This is a genomic window from Peribacillus frigoritolerans (assembly GCF_040250305.1).
In the GTDB taxonomy this organism is placed as follows: Bacteria; Bacillota; Bacilli; order Bacillales; family DSM-1321; genus Peribacillus.
In genome coordinates this window covers 4,408,434-4,429,953 of record NZ_CP158190.1, presented here as the reverse complement: position 1 = coordinate 4,429,953, position 21,520 = coordinate 4,408,434, and the positions used below count along the sequence as shown (strand labels likewise).

21 protein-coding genes are annotated in these 21,520 nt (G+C 41.7%); 16 read left to right on the top strand and 5 right to left on the bottom strand.

Annotated elements, in window-relative coordinates; genetic code table 11:
• Positions 1–96: 96 nt before the first annotated feature.
• Positions 97–276, top strand: coding sequence for a DUF4083 domain-containing protein (locus ABOA58_RS21665; RefSeq protein ID WP_350299968.1), 180 nt, complete (start codon positions 97–99; stop codon positions 274–276).
• A 52-nt stretch (positions 277–328) separates the two neighbouring features.
• Here ABOA58_RS21665 and ABOA58_RS21660 read toward each other — a convergent pair whose 3' ends face one another.
• The gene (locus tag ABOA58_RS21660) at positions 329–868 is read right to left on the bottom strand and encodes a hypothetical protein (protein WP_350299967.1); all 540 of its coding nucleotides are present in this window, start codon (positions 866–868) and stop codon (positions 329–331) included.
• Between the two features lie 300 nt (positions 869–1,168).
• Between ABOA58_RS21660 and ABOA58_RS21655 the strand changes: the two genes are divergently transcribed.
• Complete coding sequence (locus ABOA58_RS21655) at positions 1,169–1,351, top strand: YjcZ family sporulation protein (RefSeq protein ID WP_350299966.1); 183 nt, start codon at positions 1,169–1,171, stop codon at positions 1,349–1,351.
• A gap of 59 nt (positions 1,352–1,410) precedes the next feature.
• Here the strand turns inward: ABOA58_RS21655 and ABOA58_RS21650 are convergent, their stop codons facing one another.
• Positions 1,411–2,253: an alpha/beta fold hydrolase gene (locus ABOA58_RS21650; RefSeq protein WP_350299965.1), complete on the bottom strand. Its 843-nt coding sequence runs from the start codon at positions 2,251–2,253 to the stop codon at positions 1,411–1,413.
• Between the two features lie 296 nt (positions 2,254–2,549).
• Entirely contained in the window at positions 2,550–3,326 is a 777-nt protein-coding gene (locus ABOA58_RS21645; RefSeq protein WP_034309729.1) for a 3-hydroxybutyrate dehydrogenase, read from the bottom strand.
• Positions 3,327–3,582: 256 nt separating this feature from the next.
• Between ABOA58_RS21645 and ABOA58_RS21640 the strand changes: the two genes are divergently transcribed.
• The 7 genes from ABOA58_RS21640 (at position 3,583) to ABOA58_RS21610 (ending at position 12,076) form a co-directional block, all read left to right on the top strand.
• Positions 3,583–4,530: a 3-hydroxyacyl-CoA dehydrogenase family protein gene (locus ABOA58_RS21640; RefSeq protein ID WP_350299964.1), complete on the top strand. Its 948-nt coding sequence runs from the start codon at positions 3,583–3,585 to the stop codon at positions 4,528–4,530.
• The gene (locus ABOA58_RS21635; protein ID WP_350299963.1) at positions 4,527–5,702 is read left to right on the top strand and encodes an acetyl-CoA C-acetyltransferase; all 1,176 of its coding nucleotides are present in this window, start codon (positions 4,527–4,529) and stop codon (positions 5,700–5,702) included. The genes ABOA58_RS21640 and ABOA58_RS21635 overlap by 4 nt, the downstream gene beginning before the upstream one ends.
• Positions 5,703–5,766: 64 nt before the next feature.
• Entirely contained in the window at positions 5,767–7,437 is a 1,671-nt protein-coding gene (locus tag ABOA58_RS21630; protein ID WP_350299962.1) for a sigma-54 interaction domain-containing protein, read from the top strand.
• Between the two features lie 517 nt (positions 7,438–7,954).
• Positions 7,955–9,340, top strand: coding sequence for a GntP family permease (locus ABOA58_RS21625; protein WP_241589224.1), 1,386 nt, complete (start codon positions 7,955–7,957; stop codon positions 9,338–9,340).
• Between the two features lie 32 nt (positions 9,341–9,372).
• Positions 9,373–10,068, top strand: a complete 696-nt coding sequence (locus ABOA58_RS21620) for a CoA transferase subunit A (protein WP_350299961.1) — start codon at positions 9,373–9,375, stop codon at positions 10,066–10,068.
• A 16-nt stretch (positions 10,069–10,084) separates the two neighbouring features.
• A complete protein-coding gene (locus tag ABOA58_RS21615; RefSeq protein WP_350299960.1) occupies positions 10,085–10,732 on the top strand; it encodes a 3-oxoacid CoA-transferase subunit B in 648 nt (215 codons plus the stop codon).
• Between the two features lie 426 nt (positions 10,733–11,158).
• A complete protein-coding gene (locus ABOA58_RS21610) occupies positions 11,159–12,076 on the top strand; it encodes a peptidoglycan-binding protein (RefSeq protein ID WP_350299959.1) in 918 nt (305 codons plus the stop codon).
• Positions 12,077–12,154: 78 nt separating this feature from the next.
• On the opposite strand, the gene ABOA58_RS21605 is transcribed toward ABOA58_RS21610, so the two are convergent.
• A complete protein-coding gene (locus tag ABOA58_RS21605) occupies positions 12,155–13,003 on the bottom strand; it encodes an HAD-IIB family hydrolase (protein ID WP_350299958.1) in 849 nt (282 codons plus the stop codon).
• 131 nt (positions 13,004–13,134) lie between these two features.
• On the opposite strand from ABOA58_RS21605, the gene ABOA58_RS21600 reads away from it, so the two are divergent.
• Positions 13,135–14,124 (top strand): LacI family DNA-binding transcriptional regulator, encoded by a 990-nt coding sequence (locus ABOA58_RS21600; protein WP_350299957.1) that lies wholly within the window; start codon positions 13,135–13,137, stop codon positions 14,122–14,124.
• Positions 14,125–14,548: 424 nt separating this feature from the next.
• Here the strand turns inward: ABOA58_RS21600 and ABOA58_RS21595 are convergent, their stop codons facing one another.
• Positions 14,549–15,055 (bottom strand): GNAT family N-acetyltransferase, encoded by a 507-nt coding sequence (locus tag ABOA58_RS21595; RefSeq protein WP_350299956.1) that lies wholly within the window; start codon positions 15,053–15,055, stop codon positions 14,549–14,551.
• 162 nt (positions 15,056–15,217) lie between these two features.
• Between ABOA58_RS21595 and ABOA58_RS21590 the strand changes: the two genes are divergently transcribed.
• The 6 genes from ABOA58_RS21590 (at position 15,218) to ABOA58_RS21565 (ending at position 21,513) form a co-directional block, all read left to right on the top strand.
• Positions 15,218–16,699, top strand: a complete 1,482-nt coding sequence (locus ABOA58_RS21590; RefSeq protein ID WP_350299955.1) for a sigma-54 interaction domain-containing protein — start codon at positions 15,218–15,220, stop codon at positions 16,697–16,699.
• 509 nt (positions 16,700–17,208) lie between these two features.
• Entirely contained in the window at positions 17,209–18,651 is a 1,443-nt protein-coding gene (gene ablA / locus ABOA58_RS21585; protein WP_350302934.1) for a lysine 2,3-aminomutase, read from the top strand.
• Between the two features lie 2 nt (positions 18,652–18,653).
• Complete coding sequence (locus ABOA58_RS21580; protein ID WP_063232442.1) at positions 18,654–18,920, top strand: YokU family protein; 267 nt, start codon at positions 18,654–18,656, stop codon at positions 18,918–18,920.
• A gap of 65 nt (positions 18,921–18,985) precedes the next feature.
• Positions 18,986–19,849, top strand: a complete 864-nt coding sequence (gene ablB, locus ABOA58_RS21575; protein WP_350299954.1) for a putative beta-lysine N-acetyltransferase — start codon at positions 18,986–18,988, stop codon at positions 19,847–19,849.
• A 12-nt stretch (positions 19,850–19,861) separates the two neighbouring features.
• Positions 19,862–20,101: a ferredoxin gene (locus tag ABOA58_RS21570; RefSeq protein WP_063594590.1), complete on the top strand. Its 240-nt coding sequence runs from the start codon at positions 19,862–19,864 to the stop codon at positions 20,099–20,101.
• A gap of 44 nt (positions 20,102–20,145) precedes the next feature.
• Positions 20,146–21,513 (top strand): aspartate aminotransferase family protein, encoded by a 1,368-nt coding sequence (locus tag ABOA58_RS21565; protein WP_350299953.1) that lies wholly within the window; start codon positions 20,146–20,148, stop codon positions 21,511–21,513.
• Positions 21,514–21,520: the final 7 nt, after the last annotated feature.

Genomic DNA, 21,520 nt, shown 5'->3' with positions numbered 1-21,520 from the left:
TTGGCGGCCTTTTTCTACTGCAACTAGCGGCGGAGGATAGTTCAAGATGTTTAGTCTATAAGTTATGCAAGTATACAAAAGAAAGGGGTGAAGTGTTTGAGTTACAATATCGGTGATATGGTATATCAACTTATTATGTTTGCTTTGTTGATTGGGATGATTTTTGCTGTTTACTTTTTTGTTCGTTCTCTTCTTACAAGGTCAAAACAAACCAATAAAATAGAACAAAAAATTGATAGAGTAATTGAACTGCTTGAAAAGGATAAAATAGATTAATTTCTTTTTATCCTTTTCTTTTTTTTTTGTTCCTACACAGTTTATGGCCACTCTAGCGGCGCAGGTTAGTCCAATAAGAAGTCGAATATACTTTAGTGATTTCATCTAGTGCAAAAAAGATTATGGAGCAAATAACCGCAAAGATAAAGAAACCTCCTGGGTCAATAAAGTATGTAGCCAATCCAAAACCAATATGTATTGCTCCAGATAACCAGAAACGAATATTGAAAAATTTCATTGAAATAAATTCAACAATTAGTGAGACTGGTAAGCCATAAAAGAAATTTCCCATTAAACTATAAAAAAGCACAATAAGAATAATCTGAAAGAAATCTCCATCTAATTTAAAGGGTGGTTCTTCAAAAACCGAGACTAGAAATAAACCGATTGTAAAGGTCAATGATGAGTAGAATGCCACTTTAATTTTTCTGAAATGGTCTTTAAACAGAAGCTTTCTAATCACAGGAAATAAAAACGCAATCGTTATTAAAGCAAATAAAGTTTTAATTATGATTGGTGTAGTTGAAACAAGTACTATTGTCAACAGAACAGCCATGGAGAAAACAAGAATATAAGAATTTCCTTTTATCATAAATACCACGGACCTTTTTAACTTCATTGTACAAGAAGCTGAAGTTAGTAGGAATTAGATGTCACAAACAATAAAAATTTCAATGAGTAAATAAGGTGTCCGGCAGTCCTGCGCTGTGTCAGGCGAAGCTGCATGAAATCTCCAAACAGTAAAATACGCTGTTAAACTGTTTTATTTCGGATCACTTAAGGATGGTTGAAAAAGTTTTCGATGATTTTTGTGTCATTATCCTAATTAGAACATAAGTTGAATTAACCCATTTAATTTTTTCCTCCTAAAACAAATAAGGAGATGTTTCTATTGTCAAATTGTGGTCATGAATCAAATTGCGGTTGTGGTAACGATGTTGGTGGATTTGGTGGCGGTTTCGCTTTTATAGTCGTTTTGTTTATCCTTTTAATCATCGTTGGAGCTGCTTGCTTCGGCGGCGATAGAGGTAACGATGGCTGTTATCCCGTTCAAGGATATGGCGGTTTCTGCTAACAAATGTATAAAGAAAAGCCGACCTTTATTGGTCGGCTTCCTTTATGCAAACTTATTAATTATCGCGAAGTAAGCTTTATGACTGATTCGATAATCATATCCCAGTCTTTACTATGAATCTCATGCCCTGATCCATCAAGAGTCACTAATTCAGCTTGAGGGATGGCTTTCGCAAGAGCAAGCCCGTGCTCGTATGGCAAGGCTGGATCTTCTGTACCGTGAATGATGAGGACAGGTACGGAAATCTCACCCATTCGATCGTAATATTCGTTTCCCCCAGCAAGCATGGCATGATTGAATCTGCTCGGTAGCTGTTTGGCACGGTCCGCTTCTCTTTTTGCCAGTTTATACATTCTTTCCTGCTCATAAGGTTTGGAGCCGGCTAAAGTTTTCCATCCATCCGCAAGAAAAGCGATGACCGTTTCCCGATTTGACCAATCTATGGAAGCGCTCTTTGCATGATGATCCAATATGCTCTGATCCATTGGAGGAAGTTTTTCCATTACAGTCCCGAACACGCTTGATGCAATTAGCGTAAGCGTATTTACGCGTTCCGGATATCTTAAGGCAAGAATCTGTCCGATCATACCGCCTAGGGACATTCCAACGATAGAAGCACGCTCTATGGAATAAGCGTCCAGGACACCCGCGGCATCGTCAGCCAAATCCGTTATTGTATAGTTGGAGGTACCGGGTTCATAAACGGTAGACCGTCCCAGATCCCGATGATCGTACCGAATGACAAACCTCCCCGAATCAGCGAGGCGGATACAGAAGTCATCATCCCACCAGTCTAATGAAGACATCGCTCCCATGATCAAAAGCACGGCAGGGTCCTTATGGTTTCCAAAACTTTCTGTACATATATCCACTTTATTTATTTTCAGTATCTGTTCACTCATGTTTTTTACCTCCGTATTAAATATTATCCAATAGCCGTTACGATGGCGCAGATCAATATATACTTTCCGGAGCATGATGATTGGCCTGCGCTTTTAATTATCGCAGTCTAACCCACTTAATAATCATGACGAGGCCTCCTTTTAATATTTGTAAAATGGGAGGTATCCCAATATTACTGTAACATGGGGGATTTTTTTGTGCCACCAAATTTTCCCACATTTCCATGAAAGACAGAAAGCCCCGAATACAGAGCACCTTTTTTGGTGTCCTTTATTCGGGGTTTTTAAGATGCATTTTATTGAGCTGTATATCCGCCATCTAACACGACTGCCTGGCCTGTGATGCCCCGTGCTTTGTCGCTTGCGAGGAAAATAGCGTAGTCGGCAATTTCACTTACATCGAGTAAGCGGTTTTGTGGGACAAGTGGATAGATGACCTCTTCCAAAACGCTTTCCAGTGGTACTTGTCTTGTTTTCGCCAGGTCCTCCAATTGACCGCGGACAAGAGGCGTGTCTACGTATCCTGGGCAAAGGGCATTGACGGTTATGCCAAAAGAGGCGCTTTCCAAGGCGGCGACTTTCGTCAATCCGATTACACCGTGTTTGGCACTATTGTACGCTGCTTTGTTGGCGAATCCAATCAGACCGTTAATGGAAGAGATGTTGATGATTCTGCCGAAGCCTTGTTCTTTCATGATTGGCAAAACGTTCTTAATTGAAATGAATGGCGCGGTCAGCATGATTTTGATCATCAGTTCGAATTTTTCAGTTGGAAACTCTTCAATTGGTGCCACATGCTGAAGGCCGGCGTTATTGATGAAAATATCTATTCGTCCATATTTGTCTTTAGCTTGTTTGATTAGTTGGATGATATCCTCTTCACTTGTTACGTCAGCTTTTAAGCCGATAACCTCCAAGCCGTTGTTCCTTAGGTCTAGAGCAGCTTTTTCAACTGTGTTTTGATCAAGGTCGGACAAAACGACCTTTGCGCCATTTTCAGCAAATATCTTTCCGATCTCAAAGCCGATTCCTCTAGCAGATCCGGTAATTATCGCCACTTTATCTTTAACCATATTACATTCCTCCAATAAAAAATGTAATGGTCCAGTTCTGTCATTTTATTCGTAAACAGGGAATATTCCACAGAGTAAACTCCATTGGAAATATAAAGGGAAGGTTATTAAAAATAAGATTTAGGTTAATGAGTAAGAGTCTATCATGATTTTCTTGATAACAAAAGAATTTTATTTCCCCCTATCGTTGGCATGGATATTGCATATATAAAAAGGTGAGTAAATAAAGGTAATTAAAACGGAAAGGGGAAGCTGGATGATTAAAAAAATAGCCATTATCGGTTCAGGTGTAATGGGAAGTGGAATCGCTCAGTCTTTTGCAGTTAGCGGGTATTTCGTCACCATTAACGATATAAAGGAAGAGTTGCTACACCGTGCCCAAAATCGGATTTCTGAGAATCTATCATTGCTCATTGAGGAAGGGGTTTTGACTGATCAGGAAAAGCAAGTCGCTTTAGCCCGTATTACATATAGCGTGGATTTGGAAGGGGCAGTAAGGGATGCTGATTTTATCATAGAGGCCATTCCGGAAGTCATCGAGCTGAAGTTGAATCTATATAAGCAAATGGAGGAAATAATCAAGCCGGATGCCATTGTTGCTTCAAATACATCGACCTTTCCGATTTCTCAATTGATGGAGAAGGCATCGTTTGCGGACCGAATGGTCATCACGCATTTCTTTAATCCTGGCCATTTGGTTCCATTGGTTGAAGTTGTTCAGCATGACGAAACGAAGCCGGAAATCGTCAAGACTACAATGGATTTGATGCGTAATATCGGCAAGTCTCCGATTCTCTTGAAAAAAGAAATAGCAGGATTCATTGCCAACCGTCTCCAGACTGCCTTGATGCGGGAAGCCTTTTATCTATTAAAAGAGGACATCGCCGATGCTGAGGATATCGATACGGCGATAACGGCTGGACCAGGTTTTCGCTGGGCATTTACCGGACCGATCGAGATTGCTGATTTTGGCGGACTTGATACATGGCAGCGTGTTTTCGATAATGTTTCACCGGTATTGGATCAGAGTAAGGAAGCCCCTGATTTGATTCGTGATTTGGTGGCTGAGGGAAAGCTTGGGACCAAGTCGGGAGAAGGCATTTTTACGTATGAAGAATCTACCGTTTCTCAGAAAATCAATGAGAGGGACCGTAATTTTATTAAACTGGGAAAATTAAAAATGGAGAAGGAGGAAATATTATGAGAGAAGTAGTGATTGTAGGGGCAGCAAGAACACCGGTTGGTGCGTTTGGAGGCAGTCTTGCCAATGTTTCGGCGGTTGACTTGGGAGTTGTGGCAGCTAAGGAAGCGATTAAGCGGGCAAATATTTCGGCTGACATGATCGATGAGGTATTGGTTGGGAATATTCTCTCTGCTGGATTAGGGCAAAATGTGGCACGTCAGGTTGCGATTCATGCAGGAATTCCGGAAACAACGCCGGCCATGGCGATTAATAAACTTTGCGGATCTGGCCTCCGTACGGTCATAATGGGAGCGCAATTCATTGCCCTAGGTGATGCTGATGTGATTCTTGCCGGGGGGATTGAAAGCATGAGCAATGCCCCGTATTTACTTCCAAATTATCGTTTTGGACAGAAAATGGGCAATGCCGAAGCAGTCGATTCAATGACTTATGACGCCTTAACGGATGTTTTTAATCAATATCATATGGGCGTGACTGCGGAGAATATCGCCGAACAGTGGGGAATCAGCCGTGAAAAGCAGGATGAATTTGCTTTAGATAGCCAAAGAAAGGCTGAAAAAGCGCAGCTTGAAGGACGATTTGCAGAGGAAATTGCACCTGTAGAATATAAACGCAGAGGAAAGACGATCTTGGTGGACCAAGATGAACATCCGCGTCATGGGCTGACGATAGACCAGCTAACGAAGCTGCGTCCTGCATTTAAGGAAAATGGAACGGTTACGGCAGGAAATGCATCCGGAATCAATGATGGGGGTGCGATGTTAGTCCTGATGTCTAAAGAAAAAGCGGACGAGCTGGGACTGGAAGCGTTAGCGACAATCAAGTCATATGCAAACGCCGCGCTTGATCCGAAAATCATGGGATACGGTCCAGTTCCTGCGACAAGGAAAGCTTTGGCAAAAGCGGGATTGACAATAGATGATATTGATTTGATGGAAGTGAATGAAGCCTTTGCGGCACAGTCACTCGCCGTGCTTAAGGACCTTGAACTGAAGCCGGAGAAGGTGAATGTGAATGGCGGGGCGATTGCCCTGGGTCATCCAGTAGGCGCTTCCGGTGCCCGCATCTTAGTGACTTTATTGTATGAAATGAAGCTTAGGGATGCAAAAACGGGCCTTGCCACCTTATGTATTGGTGGCGGACAGGGAACTGCGCTGATTGTGCAACGGTAATGACTTGGCCTCATTTTCCTATGATATAATGGAGGAAACTTCAGACGGGTTAAGGAGAATAGGAATGGCCAGCGATAATGAAACTATTCAATTGGAATTAGTGAAAGCGATATTGGAAGAATTGCCTTTTGGTGTTTTGGTGACGAAAAACGAAAAAGAAATCGTTCTAAGCAATCGCGTATTATCAGAGGCTTTTGCTGAGAATCAATTTGAGACGCAAATAAATTTGATTTTAGAAAAAAACCTTGTACCAGCTGTAAATACTCCGATCCGTTTGAATGATAATAATGGGATTGTCAGAAAAGCCATCATTCAAATGGGTGGTGAGGAGTATCAGATTTATCTCCTATTGTTTACAAATAATAAAAGTGATTTTCTTAATGTCGATAATCATGAAGAACTTCTGTTTAAGGATATTATCGAGTTTGCCTATGACGGCTTGGTGATGGTTGATACGGAAGGGTATGTCCAAATGCTGAGCCACGCTTATGCGGATTTTCTTGGGGTCGATCAGGAAAGCTCGATAGGGAAACATGTAACGGAGGTCATTGAAAACACCCGTATGCATGTGGTCGCCAAAACTGGCAAGCAAGAGGTCGCTGAATTACAAAAAATTAAAGATAATTATATAATTGCGACCCGCTCCCCGATACGGAAACAAGATAAATTAATAGGAGCGGTCGGAAAGATCCTTTTTAAGAATGTCGGGCAATTTACCGCTCTTTCCAAGCGTATAAATTCCCTTGAAGTAGAGCTAAAAAAGTACAAAGGAGATTTTCGCGAGAGAAATAAGGCCTCATATACGTTTGATCATTTGATGGGAAGAAGTCCTGCTTTCATGGAAGTGAAAGGTCAAGCCAAAATTGCAGCTAAAAGCGACTCGAATGTGTTGATTTTGGGCGAAAGCGGAACAGGTAAGGAGCTGTTTGCCCATGCCATTCATAATGATAGCAGACGGGCCATGGGCGTGTTTGTAAAAGTGAACTGTGCCGCCATCCCGGCAGAGCTGCTGGAGTCAGAGCTTTTTGGTTATGAAGAGGGTTCTTTCACTGGGGCAAAAAAAGGCGGGAAAGCAGGTAAGTTCGAAGCGGCTGAAGGCGGAACGATTTTTCTCGATGAAATCGGTGAGCTGCCACTGCATATGCAGGTGAAGCTGCTCCGTGTTTTACAAGAAAAGGAGATTGAGAGAGTAGGTTCGACGGGAAGTATTCCGATTGATGTACGGGTAATCGCTGCAACGAACCGTAATTTGGAGGAAATGGTCTCGAAAGGGGAATTCCGGCTTGATATGTATTACCGGTTGAAGGTCTTGCAAATCCAGGTTCCTTCCTTAAGGGAGCGACCGGAGGACATTGAAATACTGGGAAATCATTTTGTTGAAAAGTATCAAAACCTCATGAAAAAACGCGTAATGGGAATGAGTGATCAAGCATTACGGCTGCTTCGTCTTTATAAATGGCCGGGGAATATTCGTGAGTTGGAGAATATCATTGAACGCGCAATGAATATTGTTGAAGAAGGGGAAATGATACGTTCCAAGCATCTCCCTAAAGAAATAACGGGTCATAAAGAATCAGTCTCGATCCGCACCTTAGCTGAAGTAATGGATGAAACGGAACGGGCTGCAATCGTTTCATGTTTGGAAATGACCTCAGGTAATAAATCAGAAACGGCAAAGAGACTCGGAGTGAGTCGAACAACACTGTATGAAAAAATGAATAAATATGGTTTATGACTGCAGAAAGTGCCCTTTAGCCCAAGGGCACTTTTTTATACTTTTTAACCTCCTCTTAAGAGAGTGTGTTAGGAAATCCGTACATAAAACGAAAGGAAAATTAAATGTTGTAAGAAAATTCTTACACTTTTTCAAAGCTTATACTTAGGTGTACTGAAAACTTAACAGTTTTAAGGGACTTTAGCTTTTAAAAGGGAAATAAACTGTTGGAAAAGGCTTTAAAAGATGAGATTTTTCATTGTATTAAAGTTGGCACAATAATTGCATAATTACTTTAGTGAATGGCCTATCTGTCATTTTATATTGTTTTTTCACGTAAATTGAAAAGGGATTTCGTAATTCAGCAAATTGTTGAAAGCGTTCTCAAAAATTGGAAGGTCATTCAGCCTGACTTGGGGAAGGCAGGCTTGGATGGTAAAAGCGGAAAGATTAAAAATGTGGAATTTAGGAGCTTAATAGTTCTATTTAAATGCTGCCGAAATAATTTTGGGGCAAGGGGAGAAAAGGGGGAATTGAGTTGGTGATTCAAATTTTAGCCATTGTTGTGGCGCTGGGACTTTTAATCTTTTTAGCCTACCGGGGCTATCCGGTCATTATCATAGCGCCGGTTGTTACTTTACTGGCGGTCATCTTATCCGGTGGACATTTGCTGCCGAGTTATACAGAGACATATATGACGTTTGCGGCTAACTATATAAAAGCGTTTTTTCCGATATTTTTATTAGGGGCCGTATTTGGAAAAGTCATGGAGATGAGCGGTGCAGCTGCATCCATCGCCAAGACCATCGTAAAATCACTAGGCTCAAAGCAGGCCATTCTTGCTGTAGTGCTGGCGTGTTCGGCACTGACATATGGCGGGGTTTCATTGTTTGTAGTGGCATTCGCCGTTTATCCATTCGCAGCGGCAATTTTTAAAGAAGCAGACATTCCAAAAAGATTATTGCCGGGAACGATAGCATTAGGCGCTTTCACTTATACGATGGATGCCCTTCCTGGAACACCTCAGATTCAAAATATCATTCCAACGAATTATTTCGGAACAGATACGTATGCAGCTCCAATAATGGGGATTATTGGCGCGATCATGGTATTTACTGGAGGAATGATCTGGTTAGAGCGTCGTCGTAAACAAGCGTTGGCAAATGGTGAAGGATACGGGGAAGGACATATTAATGAACCAGAAAGTGCAGAACAGCAAAACCTGCCTAACTTTTGGCTGTCCATCGTACCGCTCATCCTTGTTGTAGCATTTAATTTTGCTTTCAGCCGCAGTGCCATTTCGGTTAAGCACTGGTATGATGCGTCAATGTTGAAGGAAACTTTCAACATTGCCGATGTAAGCACAGTCACATCATCCTGGTCTTTGATTGTGGCACTGACAATCGGTATTATTGCAGCGATGCTTCTGAATGTTGGACGTATCAAGGTCAAATTGGCAAGTGGATTAACAGCTGCGGCAATGGGTTCATTGCTTGCGATATTCAATACTGCTTCTGAAGTTGGTTTTGGGAATGTTGTGAAAACGCTACCTGGATTCTCGGTCATTCAAAACTGGGTGTTCAATGCAAGCGGTAATCCGCTCGTATCAGAAGCTATTGCCGTCAATGTGCTGGCAGGGATTACCGGATCTGCATCTGGTGGACTTTCGATTGCGTTAGAAGTAATGGGAGGTCACTATTTGCAGGTAGCCCAAAGTGTCGGAATCACCCCGGAAATGCTTCATCGAATTGCATCCATGGCATCTGGCGGAATGGATACGCTGCCGCATAATGGTGCCGTCATTACCTTACTTGCCATTACTGGACTGACACATCGTCAATCTTACAAAGATATCTTTGCGATTACCATTTTGAAAACAGTGACCGTGTTCATCATAGCTTTTGCAACTTCACTGTTTATTTAATAGAATAGTATATAGAATGGAGATGATGGAAAATGAGTAAAATATTAACATCTTTTGATAGCGCTATTCAACAAATTGAGGATGGAGCAACCATTATCGTTGGCGGGTTCGGATTAAGCGGAATTCCAGAAAAACTAATCATTGCTTTGCGTAACAAAGGTGTAAAGGATTTGACGATTGTCAGCAATAATTGTGGAGTCGACGATTGGGGTCTAGGTCTTTTGCTTGAAAACAAACAAATCAAAAAAATGATCGCTTCTTATGTAGGGGAAAATAAGTTATTTGAACAGCAATTTTTAAGCGGCGAGCTTGAGGTCGAGCTTGTTCCCCAAGGAACGCTGGCCGAGCGTTTAAGAGCGGGCGGAGCGGGAATTCCTGCCTTTTATACAGCTACAGGAGTAGGGACGGAAGTCGCAAAAGGTAAAGAACATAAAGAGTTTGATGGCCTCACATACATTATGGAAAAAGGAATAGTCGGAGATTTTGCCTTTGTAAAAGCCTGGAAAGCAGATCATTTCGGTAATCTTGTATATCGGAAAACGGCAAGGAATTTTAACCCTGTCGTTGCCACAGCAGGGAAAGTCACGCTTGTCGAAGTGGAGGAGCTCGTGGGCACAGGGGAGCTCGATCCGGATGAAATTCATACTTCAGGGGTTTATGTACAAAAAGTGCTTGTAGGAAATGACTATGATAAACGAATTGAAAGACTTACAACTGCTAACGCATAAAAAGGAGGAGTATCGAATGACTAGACAACTAATCTTAGAACGGGCCGTTAAAGAAATCCACGATGGTATGTGTGTAAATTTAGGGATTGGAATGCCAACCTTGATTGCCAACATGATTCCGAATGACTTTAATGTCATGCTTCAATCGGAAAATGGCTTACTGGGAATCGGGCCTTATCCTCAAAAGGATGAAGTCGATCCGGATTTGATCAATGCAGGAAAAGAAACAGTAACGGCAAAAGCGGGAGCATCATTTTTTGATAGCGCTGAATCGTTCGCTATGATTCGCGGCGGCCACATCGATCTAGCCATTTTAGGCGGGATGGAAGTTTCCGAAAATGGGGACTTGGCAAACTGGATGATTCCAGGGAAGATGGTAAAAGGAATGGGAGGAGCGATGGACCTCGTCCAAGGCGCAAAACGTATTGTTGTCATCATGGACCATGTGAACAAGCATGGGGAGTCCAAAGTGAAAAAAAGCTGTACATTGCCATTGACGGGAGAAAAAGTCGTACATTGCCTGATTACCGAACTGGCTGTTTTTCAATTTACAGACGCTGGCATGGAATTGATTGAATTGCAAAATGGCGTAACACTTGATGAAGTGAAAAGTAAAACAGAGGCTGACTTTACGATAAGCCCCTCTATTGAAATTAAAGCGTAAGTTAAAGAGATTAATAAAATAATACATTATTAGACTGCTTTCATTCGCAAACGGGCGAAAGGAAGCAGTCTAATTTTTTTGGGAAATTCCCTATCTATATTGAAGAACGACAGGCTTTTTCACCTCAGTCATCAATACTTGGCAGGCAGTCGGCGGAAAGGGAGCGGATTTCTGAAATCAGCTGGAACTTTTATAAGAAAAAACTGTAGGCTAGTCTCATCCCGAACCATGTTTAAGACAAAGTTATCCTCCATGTTTTTTACTGTAACCTTTAATGGATTTCAGAATTCAACTGGAACGTTTGTTAAATAAATAACATATTACTTCTATTCTCTAATAAATGAGAACAAACTTTTCCAACTCTGCTACTTTTCCGTTAAAAAGGCTTATATACAGTTTGATGGGAACATAAGAGGAGGGATTACAGTGAAAATAGCATTACGGACATTATTGGATCGATCAGTGAAAAAGATGGGCAAAGGGATGAATCCTGTTGTGAAGGCATCAGCATTGGAAATGGTGGAACGTGCTTATAATGAAGGGATCACTGTGCAGATAAGTGAAGGTTATCGCTCTTTGGAAGAACAAGCCGCGCTTTATGGTCAAGGACGAGTTTACAGCTACAATGGAAAAAACTATAGTAATCTAGCTAAACCCATTGTGACGAATGCTAAGCCAGGGCAATCCTATCATAATTATGGACTGGCTATTGATTTCTTCATTGTGAGTGATGATGGCAGGAGAGCAATATGGACAGTTAATTCAAAGTGGCAGCGCGTGGCTGCCATAGGTAAGGATTTAGGATTCAAATGGGGCGGGGATTGGAGCTCGTTCAAAGATTATCCCCATTTGGAGATGACAAGCGGGTTATCTTATACTCAGTTACAAGCAGGAAAGAAACCGCACCTTGCCTTTAAATTAGAAAGAACGGATATACCGAAGACCAGCAAAGGAGATAGTCTTATAATTTCGATCCAAAAAACGTTAAATGGCCGATATGAAACGGCTATTGAGGGTGATGGGTTTTATGGTCCCAAAACTCGATCGGCCCTTATAAAAGGTTTACAAACGGAATTGAATAAGCAATTCAATAAAAAGCTTGTTGTCGATGGGAAGTGGGGACCTAAAACCAAAAATGCGATCGTCACCATAAAAAAAGGCGCTAGCTGCAATATCACATGGATCCTGCAAGCAGCGCTCTATATGAAAGGATATAACCCTGGGCCCCTTGATGGAGAATTCGGAAAAAATACCGAGACGGCACTATTCAAATACCAAAGAGCAAGCAGGATATCTGCTGATAAGCTTGCAGGTAAAGAAACATGGAATGATTTGTTTGCTTGATAGAGAATCCATACTGTTAGCAGAAAGTTAAAGCTGTGGCAAGAGTGCACCAACTACCTTTTTTCATTACTAATACTTTCAAATGTTAATTATGGATTGTAAAGTTCTTAATATTCCTTTAGCGTACGTACCTGTCGCTATTTTAGTATGAGCTTCCTTGGCTTCTTGAGTTGCATTCCCTACAAGGTAACCATGTTTAACACTTTTTAACATGAGCAAATCATTTCCGCTATCCCCGAAAGCAAAGGCATGCTCCCGACTCAGCCCGAATTTGTCTAGCATAAATCGTACAATCTCATTTTTACCAGTACCTAATGGAATAAAGTCTATATCATAACTATCTTCAGGATCGCCGGCAAGGGGATTACAACGATTGATATTTACCCCTATCCCGTACTCTTTGGCCACCTTCTGGATAGTGGATAAGTTCTTCTTGTCGACAGATTCATGTTGTATTTGATAATAATAATTTCTTTTATAGCGTGAACTTCCCATTTGAGTCTGAGGAATCAATGGTATATTGCCCATGAGTAGAACATTATAAATTTCATCGACTTTCCGTTTATTAAATTCTTCGATATTAATCTGTGAATGCCAATCTGGATCCTTTTCCAAAAAGTTATTTTCTGAGAAATAGGTGATTTCGGTACCTAAGTCACTTGCAATAAAATGCGGGAAAAATCTGAATCCACCATGTTCCATTTTATGTAATATTGATTCGATACTACTCCCAGTGACCCAGCCAAAGACAAGTTCTTCATCATTACTTTTTGCTTCTAAGTAATTTTCAAGTTCATATAAATCTTTCTGTCTCTCGTGACTCATGGAGTGAGGATAATAGGTTTCATCAAAATCACAGAATACAATGTATTTTGGGTCTTCAACATTTGGCAATAACTGAAACCCGCCCTTTTTATTCAATAACATAACAATCCCTCCATAAGCTAAAAATTTTAAAAATACAACTCAGAAAAATTTTGTTAATATATTAGGAACGGTTTAATAATAACTTCTGAAATCGATAACATGTCAACCACTTATTACAAGGATGGGATTAAATGACGAGAATTAGCGAGATAGCCAAGATATGTAATGTCTCTAAAACAACGGTATCTAGAGTCTTAAACAATCATCCATATGTATCAAAAGAAAAAAGGGAACAAATCTTAAAGGTCATTGAAGAGCTTGATTATGCACCAAGTTCACTTGCCCGGAATTTTAGGACAAATAAAACCAAAACCATTGCAATATCAGTCCCAAGGTTCGATCATCCATTCTTTGCCCAATTGGTTAAAGGAGTATCTCTAGCAGCATTGGAAAATGATTATAAAGTTCTTATTTTTCAAACCTTTTATGATTCGAAAAATGAATTAGATGTTTTGGAAAAATTAAAGAATAGAGAAGTAGATGGGGTTATTTTAGGAGCGTTAGAAAATGAATGGAATGTAATAAAGCCTTATTTGAAATACGGCCCAATTTTACTGTGTAATGAATACCATGATTCCGCCTCTGTACCAATTATTGGTTATGACGAATTCGAAGCGACATACAAAGCTGTTAATCATTTAATAAAAAAAGGCCATAGGAAGATAGGTTTTTGCTACGATACTTCTTATAGTCAGGCTCAGAATCAAAGAAAAGAGGGGTTTTTCAAAGCTCTAGCAGATAATAATTTACTACATAATGAAGACTGGATATTTGGACATGGATTTAATATTGAAGATGGATTTCGTATTTGTGATGAAATAGTAAAATTAAAAGAAAAACCTACTGCCTTATTTACTGGAAATGATCAAGTCGCAGCAGGAATAATTAAAAAGGCAACTATGTTGGGCTATAAAATACCGGAATACCTAGCTATAGTTGGGTATGATAATCAATCTATTTGCCAAGTCACAACCCCCACCATAACCACAATCGATATACCAATTATGGAATTAGGACAACGCACTGTAATGGAATTGATTAAATATTTAAGTAGTGATTTGAAATTAAAGCGCGACGTTATTAAATTGCCTACCAAACTTAAAATCAGAGAATCAACCTAACATTCATAAAGATATAAAAACTTAAAATTCAGGTTCATTATCCTTTTAGGCAGACACTGAAGAAATTCTAAAAGAAGGGGGTTCAGAAGTATATGAATGTTAGCGGATGGGAGGTAATCCGTCCTAACCGGGGAATAATTCAACTTTCCCGGGAAAATCCGACCTACCTCCGAATAATCCGACCTACCCAGGGAATAATCCGACCTACCCAGGGAATAATCCGACCTACCCAGGGAATAATCCGACCTACTCAGGGAATAATTGGACCCACGCGGAAATAATTCGACATACTTCAAGATAATCCGACCTACCCGGGAATAATTCGACTTTCCCGGGAAATAATTCACCTAAACCCGGCATAATTCGACTTCCACCGGAAAAATCCTCCCTATACACAAATCCGCTTTTCACTTAAAGAATTCATTCAAAGTTCCAGGCACCAATCATTGCATTGCATAAAGCTCCCTGGCGGGTATTCGAATTCACATTCGGAGTTGAGAGTGAATCCGAGCTTGCGGCAGATTGCGTTTGATGCATGATTATTGATCGAAGGGAAAGCGTGAATATATTTGTATTTTCGTTCAGCTTTGATTTTCTCTATCAGTGCCTTCACGGCATGAGATGCGATTCCTTTTCCTTGGAAGGAAGGGAGGACACTCCAACCGATTTCGTACACATTTTGATCGTTCCACACTTTTTGCCAGTAGCCAACGGAACCGGCTGCCTTTGCCTCTGGAAACGGGTTGATGCTAAACATGCATCCCTTATCTCCGATCTGTAGATACCGTTGATGACGCTTCAGGATTTGTTCATTACTTTCTGGTCCGCCAAGGTGTTCCATCATTTCTGGGGCATTTAGTTGAAATAGTAATTCAAGGTCTTTTTCTTCCCACGGTTTAATTTCTAATCTAGTTATCGAAATCCCACTCACCCCTAAATTTTATATTTTCTCTTATAATCTTCTTGGCTTAATGCGAGATTCCTTTATTTGACCTTATTATTCTATTGCCTTTGTGTTGAAGTTTGATTTTAATAAGAATAAAGAGATGAATGTTTCCCATTAAATGCTATAATTTACAGGTGATTCTATCAAATGACAGAGAACGGAGATGAAGAAATGAAATCTTCAGTAAATCAGTTTTCCACTCAATTTGAATGGATATTGAATGTGATCAATGTGGGTGTCCATATTGTGAATAAAGATGGGGATACGGTTTTTTACAATGAAATGATGGCACATATTGACGGGCTTGAGCGTGAACAAGTGCTGGGGGAGAATATTTTTCAGCTTTATCCTTCCTTGACTGATGAATCCAGTACGCTGCATGTAGCATTGGAAAAAGGCAATGTAACGATTGAGTCCATTCAAACATATGTCAACTTAAAGGAGAAAAAGATAACGTCCATCAATAGTACTTATCCTTTGTATGAGGATGGTGAAATTATTGGGGCAGTGGAAATCGCAAAGGATATTACGAAGGTCATGAATATGTATGACCAAATTGTCGATTTGCGTTCCCAGCTGGCCGAGACCCATAGGAAAAATAAGTTCTCTGAAGGGACGGCGACCTATCATTTTAGTGATTTGATCGGTAATAGCCCTGCTTTTCAGCAAGCGATTTCCTTGGCGAAAAAAGCGGCCCGTACACATTCCCCAGTCATGATATATGGACCAACAGGAACAGGGAAGGAACTTGTCGCTCAAAGTATACATAATGTAAGTGCTCAGCGAAATCAGCCATTCATAGCGCAAAACTGTGCCGCTGTTCCCAAGGAATTGATGGAGGGGCTGCTGTTCGGTACGACGAAAGGGGCTTTTACCGGAGCGATGGATCGCATGGGCATTTTTGAACAGGCAAATGGCGGTACCCTTTTCCTTGATGAGCTGAATAGCCTCGACCTCGGCCTGCAGGCCAAATTGCTGCGAGTGCTTCAGGAAGGTGAGGTGCGCCGTGTTGGAGGTTCGAAGGAGCAAAAGATTAATGTGAAGATCATTGCTGCGATGAACATTTCTCCAGAAGAGGCGTTGGAGCGGGGAATCATTCGTTCGGATTTATTCTTTCGCCTCAATGTCGTGACGATCCAGATGCCTTCTCTTTCGGAGCGTAAAACGGATATTCCGGAAATCGTCAATCACTTTATTCAAAAATTCAACAAATCATTTTTTACGGAAGTGCGCGGGATCAGTCATAAGGCGATGCAGCGTCTTCTTCAATATCCATGGCCAGGGAACATTCGTGAACTGGGACATGCCATCGAGTTAACTTTTAACGTCATGGACGCAGGGGAAGATATGATTGATGAACATCATCTTCCTGCCTATCTTTTCCCTTCAGGAAATTACGCAACAGCAAATGCGCAGAGCCATCCTACCCCATTGAAAAACAGGATTGATTTACCTGTTGTTCTTGAAGAAATGGAAAGGGAAATGATCATGAATATGTTTGAGAAATATAACGGGAATATCAGCAAAACGGCAGAAGCCCTCAATATTAAAAGGCAGGGACTGCAATATAAGTTAAACAAGTACGGCATTGAAAAAGTTTATACGGCAGGGTCGAAGGCATCCAAGTGAATTAAGGTTTTTTTGGAAACGCTGTCACTGTCATATCATGATGTAATGTAAAGAAACCTTCAGAATGTAGACAAACCCGATGAAAATTGAGTTTGTCTACATTTTTTTTGCTTGTACAAATTTGGACGTTGATTGGAACGTAGAGCACTCGCTTTCCGCGGGCGGTCCGGGAGCCTCCTCGGCGCACTTGCGCCTGAGGGGTCTCCCTTGGACTCGCTATTCCCGCAGGAGTCTCGCACCTTTCGTTCCAATCAACTATGTTTAAAAATTTGGATAGAACTCCTTTTGTCTACAAACTGGAGGGCTCTTGTGTAAAGAGAGCCTTCTTTTTTATTGCCTGGCGCAAAGAATCTGGCTGCAAAAAATTATGCGTTATGAAAAATATCTTGCGATTTTAAGCTCGGTTTGCCCCCTTTTTCTTATGTTTTCCTTGTAATCAATGTTGGCATCATTCTTGCGAGAGTATATAGATAAGTTCTTATAATAAGGGGGCATTATTAATGAATTTGATGGGAATTGATGTAAAACATAAAGAATACCTAGGTGGACGCAGGCATTATAATGATATCGAATTGTGGAAGGACGTAACGGAAGAGCAGTGGAATGATTGGATTTGGCAGTTGACCAATACGATTAAAACACTGGATGATCTGAAAAAGGTCGTCAACCTGACACCGGATGAAGAAGAAGGAGTCCGGATTTCGACTCAAACGATTCCATTGAACATTACACCTTATTATGCTTCTTTGATGAATCCCGATGATCCTCGCTGTCCGATTCGTTTACAGTCGGTACCGCTTTCGGCAGAAATGAACAAGACCAGATATGATTTGGAGGATCCGCTGCATGAGGATGAGGATTCCCCAGTTCCAGGATTGACGCATCGTTATCCGGATCGCGTTCTGTTCCTTGTAACGAACCAATGCTCCATGTACTGCAGATATTGTACGCGACGCCGTTTTTCAGGTCAGGTTGGCATGGGTGTTCCCAAGAAGCAGCTTGACGGGGCGATTGAATATATCCGGAACACTCCGGAAGTGAGGGACGTGCTGATCTCTGGAGGAGACGGCCTGTTGATCAATGATAAGATCCTTGAATACGTATTGAGTAACTTACGTGCCATCCCGCATGTGGAAATCATTCGGATCGGCACACGTGCACCGGTCGTTTTCCCGCAGAGGATTACAGAAAATTTATGTAATATTCTGAAAAAATACCATCCGGTTTGGTTGAATACGCATTTCAATCATTCACTTGAACTGACGGATGAAGCGAAAAAAGCATGTGATATGCTGTCGATGGCAGGGGTGCCGCTTGGTAATCAGGCAGTCATCCTGGCTGGTATCAACGATAGTGTCCATATTATGAAAAAGCTTATGCATGACTGTGTTAAAGCAAGGGTAAGACCTTATTACATTTATCAATGTGATCTATCTGAAGGGATTGGCCATTTCCGGGCGCCGGTTTCAAAAGGATTGGAAATCATTGAAGCACTGCGCGGCCATACATCAGGATATGCAGTGCCAACCTTTGTGGTGGATGCTCCTGGCGGTGGCGGAAAGATTGCCTTGACTCCGAATTACCTTCTTTCGCAAAGTCCGGATAAAGTCGTTTTACGGAACTTTGAAGGAGTAATCACAAGCTATCCGGAGCCGAAGAATTATGTTGCCGGCAGTGCGGATGCTTACTTTGATGAAGTGTATGGTACTGCGGATAGGAAAGAAGCCGTCGGGATTTCCGCTCTCATGACGGACGAGAAATTCAACTTGGTGCCAGAGGGCCTTCGTCGTCTTGACAAGAGAAAAGCGTATGAAAGCACTGATGAACATGCTTCCTTGAAGGATCGCCGTGATAAACGGGATGAAATGAAGGAAAAATTAAGGTTAGCCCAAGAAAAAAAGAACGCCATGGCCGCCAGTGGCTCGGTGAAATCTGATGGCAAGGAGGAATGAAGATGGACTGCTTATGGTGCAATGCCCCAAACGTAGAAGAAAGTGAAAAGAAGGATTGTTACTGGATCATGCCTGACGGGAAACGCTCAATAAAAGTCCTTCAAGTTCCAGCCTTGAACTGTCCTGAATGTGGAATCTATGTATCTGATTCGATGAATCAAAAGGTGGATGAAGCCTTATCCATATATGATGTGAGTGAATACCCTGATGAGTTTACGTATGATCAGCTTCTTCAGGCACCTGTCAAAAAATTATTCAATTGGAAATAGAATGCCGGGAGAAGCGGATGATATGCATCTCTTCTCCCGAATTCTTTAAATAAGGGGGGGACATGATGCCTGTTCAAAAGCTGCCTTTTTTCACCCAAATGGAGACCGGGGATTGTTATACGATGGAGCTCTATCATGATCATGCCAATCAGCGCTTGCGCATGGATGATTATCGGGGAAATATCAAAAAAGCGATCGATCGGGCCCTTGCCATCGCAAAGGAGCAGGGCTTTACTAAAGTGATACTTAAAGCGAGGAATGAAGATTTATCAGCGGCGTTGGGTAAAGGATTCATGCTGGAAGGAATATTGAGCAAGTATTTCAAAGGGAATGATGCCTATTGCATGGCCTTCTATTTAACGGATGAAAGGCGAACAAGCGACTTTTGGGTCAAGGAAGATAAAGTAATCCAAGATGTAAGTGAGATTTCTAGACTGATTGAATCTCAGCAAATACCTAAGGATTATATCCTCCGGTTTGCTACGGTTGAAGATGCAAAAGAGCTGGCGAATTTATATGGTGCCATCTTTGAAACCTATCCTACACCGATGAATGATGAACGATATATCAAGAAAGTGATGGAGGAAGGTACGATCTTTAGTGTTATCGAATATGAAGGAACCATTGTGAGTGCTGCATCCGCTGAAGTGAATGAGATATATCACAATGCTGAATTAACGGACTGTGCAACAATTCCCCAACATCGGAAGCATGGTTTCATGAAGGTGCTCATCTCCGCCTTGGAACAAGAATTGTTCAGGAAAAACATTTATTGCTCTTATTCATTAGCGCGTTCATTGTCAATGGGCATGAACGCCGTCTTTCATCAGCTGGGATATGAATATGGTGGCAGATTAACGAAGAATTGCAATATTTGGGATAAGTATGAGGACATGAATATTTGGGGTAAAGATTTATCCCTCAAGTAGGAGGATTTTTCTATGGCTAAATACACATGGGTTGATAAAGAAACCTGCATTGCTTGCGGGGCGTGCGGTTCAACAGGTCCTGAGATTTATGACTATGACGATCAAGGGATCGCTTTCGTCATCCTGGACGATAATCAGGGGATTGCCGAAGTTCCTGAAATCCTGCATGATGACATGCAAGATGCCATGGAAGGCTGCCCTACGGAATCCATCCTGATTCAGGATGAGCCTTTTAGTCTTTTAAGAACGTAATAGATTAATAGATAATGTGTACGAACGTTTAAAGGAGAGATGAAATGGAACGAAATCATTTGATTAAGCCTACTTTAGATCACGACTATCCCACTATCTCTCATGGGAATGGAATTTATCTTTATGATACAAATGGAAAACAGTATATAGACGGCTCATCAGGAGCGGTCACGGCAAGTATTGGACATGGCGTATTGGATGTTGTCGAGGCAATGACGGAGCAGGCCCGCAAAGTTTCTTTTGCATATAGGTCCCATTTTACGAGTGGAGCCGCAGAGGCATTGGCCAAAAAGTTAAGTGAGTTGGCTCCAGGGGATTTGAATTGGTCATTTTTTGTGAATAGTGGATCGGAAGCGACTGAAACGGCAATGAAGATCGCAATTCAACATTGGCAAGAAAAAGGGTTTGAGCGAAAAAATCGCATAATCTCCAGGTGGACGAGTTATCACGGGATCACGATGGGCGCTTTATCGATGTCAGGCCATGTACCAAGAAGAAAACGTTTTGTGCCGCTATTGGAGGATTTTCCTAGCATATCTGCTCCCTACTGCTATCGCTGTCCTCATAATAACGAAACTTCAGGATGCAAGCTTAAGTGTGCAGACGAACTGGAGACAGCGATTCAAAGGGTCGGCTCCGAAAATGTCGCAGCCTTCATCGCAGAACCGATAATCGGGGCATCCGCTGGTGCTGTAACACCGCCGGATGGCTACTATCAAAGGATTAAGGAAATCTGCGAAACCTATGACATTCTCTTTATCGCCGATGAGGTAATGACGGGAATCGGCCGGACAGGAAAAATGTTCGCAATGGAACACTGGGGAGTCACCCCGGATATCATCGCATTGGGTAAAGGAATGAGCGCCGGGTATACTCCAATCGCAGCCACGATGATTACTGACCGTGTCATGGAGCCCATTTTAAAAGGCTCAAAATCTATCATGGCTGGACACACATATAGTGCAAACCCTCTATCTGCAGCCGTTTCATTGGAAGTGCTTTCCTACATTGAGCGCAATGACCTGGTTCGCGCAGCGGAAGAGAAAGGCCAATATCTGTTTAAGAAGCTTCAAGGCTTGGCCGAGAAATTCGACATCATCGGTGATGTAAGAGGGAAAGGGCTTCTCCTTGGACTTGAGTTTGTCTCAGATCGGGTATCAAAAACGCCATTCGACTTGCAAATCGGCCTGACTCCAAGGCTTGTCAATAAGGCTTTTGCGAAGGGGTTGATAATCTATCCTGCTGCAGGTGCGATTGAAGGAATCGCTGGTGATGCGGTTATCATATCTCCGCCATTAATCATTACGAATGAAGAAATCGATCGCCTCGTCAAGATACTGGAAGCTTCCCTCGAAGAGTTGCAGCAAGAATTGCACGCGGAAGGTTTGATTGAAGACATGCAGGCTATTTAGGAGGAAC

Bases quoted from the DNA above. Each gene is read 5' to 3' on its own strand.
- ABOA58_RS21660 (WP_350299967.1), bottom strand. From the start codon at position 868: ATGATAAAAGGAAATTCTTATATTCTTGTTTTCTCCATGGCTGTTCTG.
- ABOA58_RS21650 (WP_350299965.1), bottom strand. From the start codon at position 2,253: ATGAGTGAACAGATACTGAAAATAAATAAAGTGGATATATGTACAGAA.
- ABOA58_RS21645 (WP_034309729.1), bottom strand. From the start codon at position 3,326: ATGGTTAAAGATAAAGTGGCGATAATTACCGGATCTGCTAGAGGAATC.
- ABOA58_RS21640 (WP_350299964.1), top strand. From the start codon at position 3,583: ATGATTAAAAAAATAGCCATTATCGGTTCAGGTGTAATGGGAAGTGGA.
- ABOA58_RS21635 (WP_350299963.1), top strand. From the start codon at position 4,527: ATGAGAGAAGTAGTGATTGTAGGGGCAGCAAGAACACCGGTTGGTGCG.
- ABOA58_RS21630 (WP_350299962.1), top strand. From the start codon at position 5,767: ATGGCCAGCGATAATGAAACTATTCAATTGGAATTAGTGAAAGCGATA.
- ABOA58_RS21620 (WP_350299961.1), top strand. From the start codon at position 9,373: ATGAGTAAAATATTAACATCTTTTGATAGCGCTATTCAACAAATTGAG.
- ABOA58_RS21615 (WP_350299960.1), top strand. From the start codon at position 10,085: ATGACTAGACAACTAATCTTAGAACGGGCCGTTAAAGAAATCCACGAT.
- ABOA58_RS21605 (WP_350299958.1), bottom strand. From the start codon at position 13,003: ATGTTATTGAATAAAAAGGGCGGGTTTCAGTTATTGCCAAATGTTGAA.
- ABOA58_RS21600 (WP_350299957.1), top strand. From the start codon at position 13,135: ATGACGAGAATTAGCGAGATAGCCAAGATATGTAATGTCTCTAAAACA.
- ABOA58_RS21590 (WP_350299955.1), top strand. From the start codon at position 15,218: ATGACAGAGAACGGAGATGAAGAAATGAAATCTTCAGTAAATCAGTTT.
- ablA (WP_350302934.1), top strand. From the start codon at position 17,209: ATGGGAATTGATGTAAAACATAAAGAATACCTAGGTGGACGCAGGCAT.
- ABOA58_RS21580 (WP_063232442.1), top strand. From the start codon at position 18,654: ATGGACTGCTTATGGTGCAATGCCCCAAACGTAGAAGAAAGTGAAAAG.
- ablB (WP_350299954.1), top strand. From the start codon at position 18,986: ATGCCTGTTCAAAAGCTGCCTTTTTTCACCCAAATGGAGACCGGGGAT.
- ABOA58_RS21570 (WP_063594590.1), top strand. From the start codon at position 19,862: ATGGCTAAATACACATGGGTTGATAAAGAAACCTGCATTGCTTGCGGG.
- ABOA58_RS21565 (WP_350299953.1), top strand. From the start codon at position 20,146: ATGGAACGAAATCATTTGATTAAGCCTACTTTAGATCACGACTATCCC.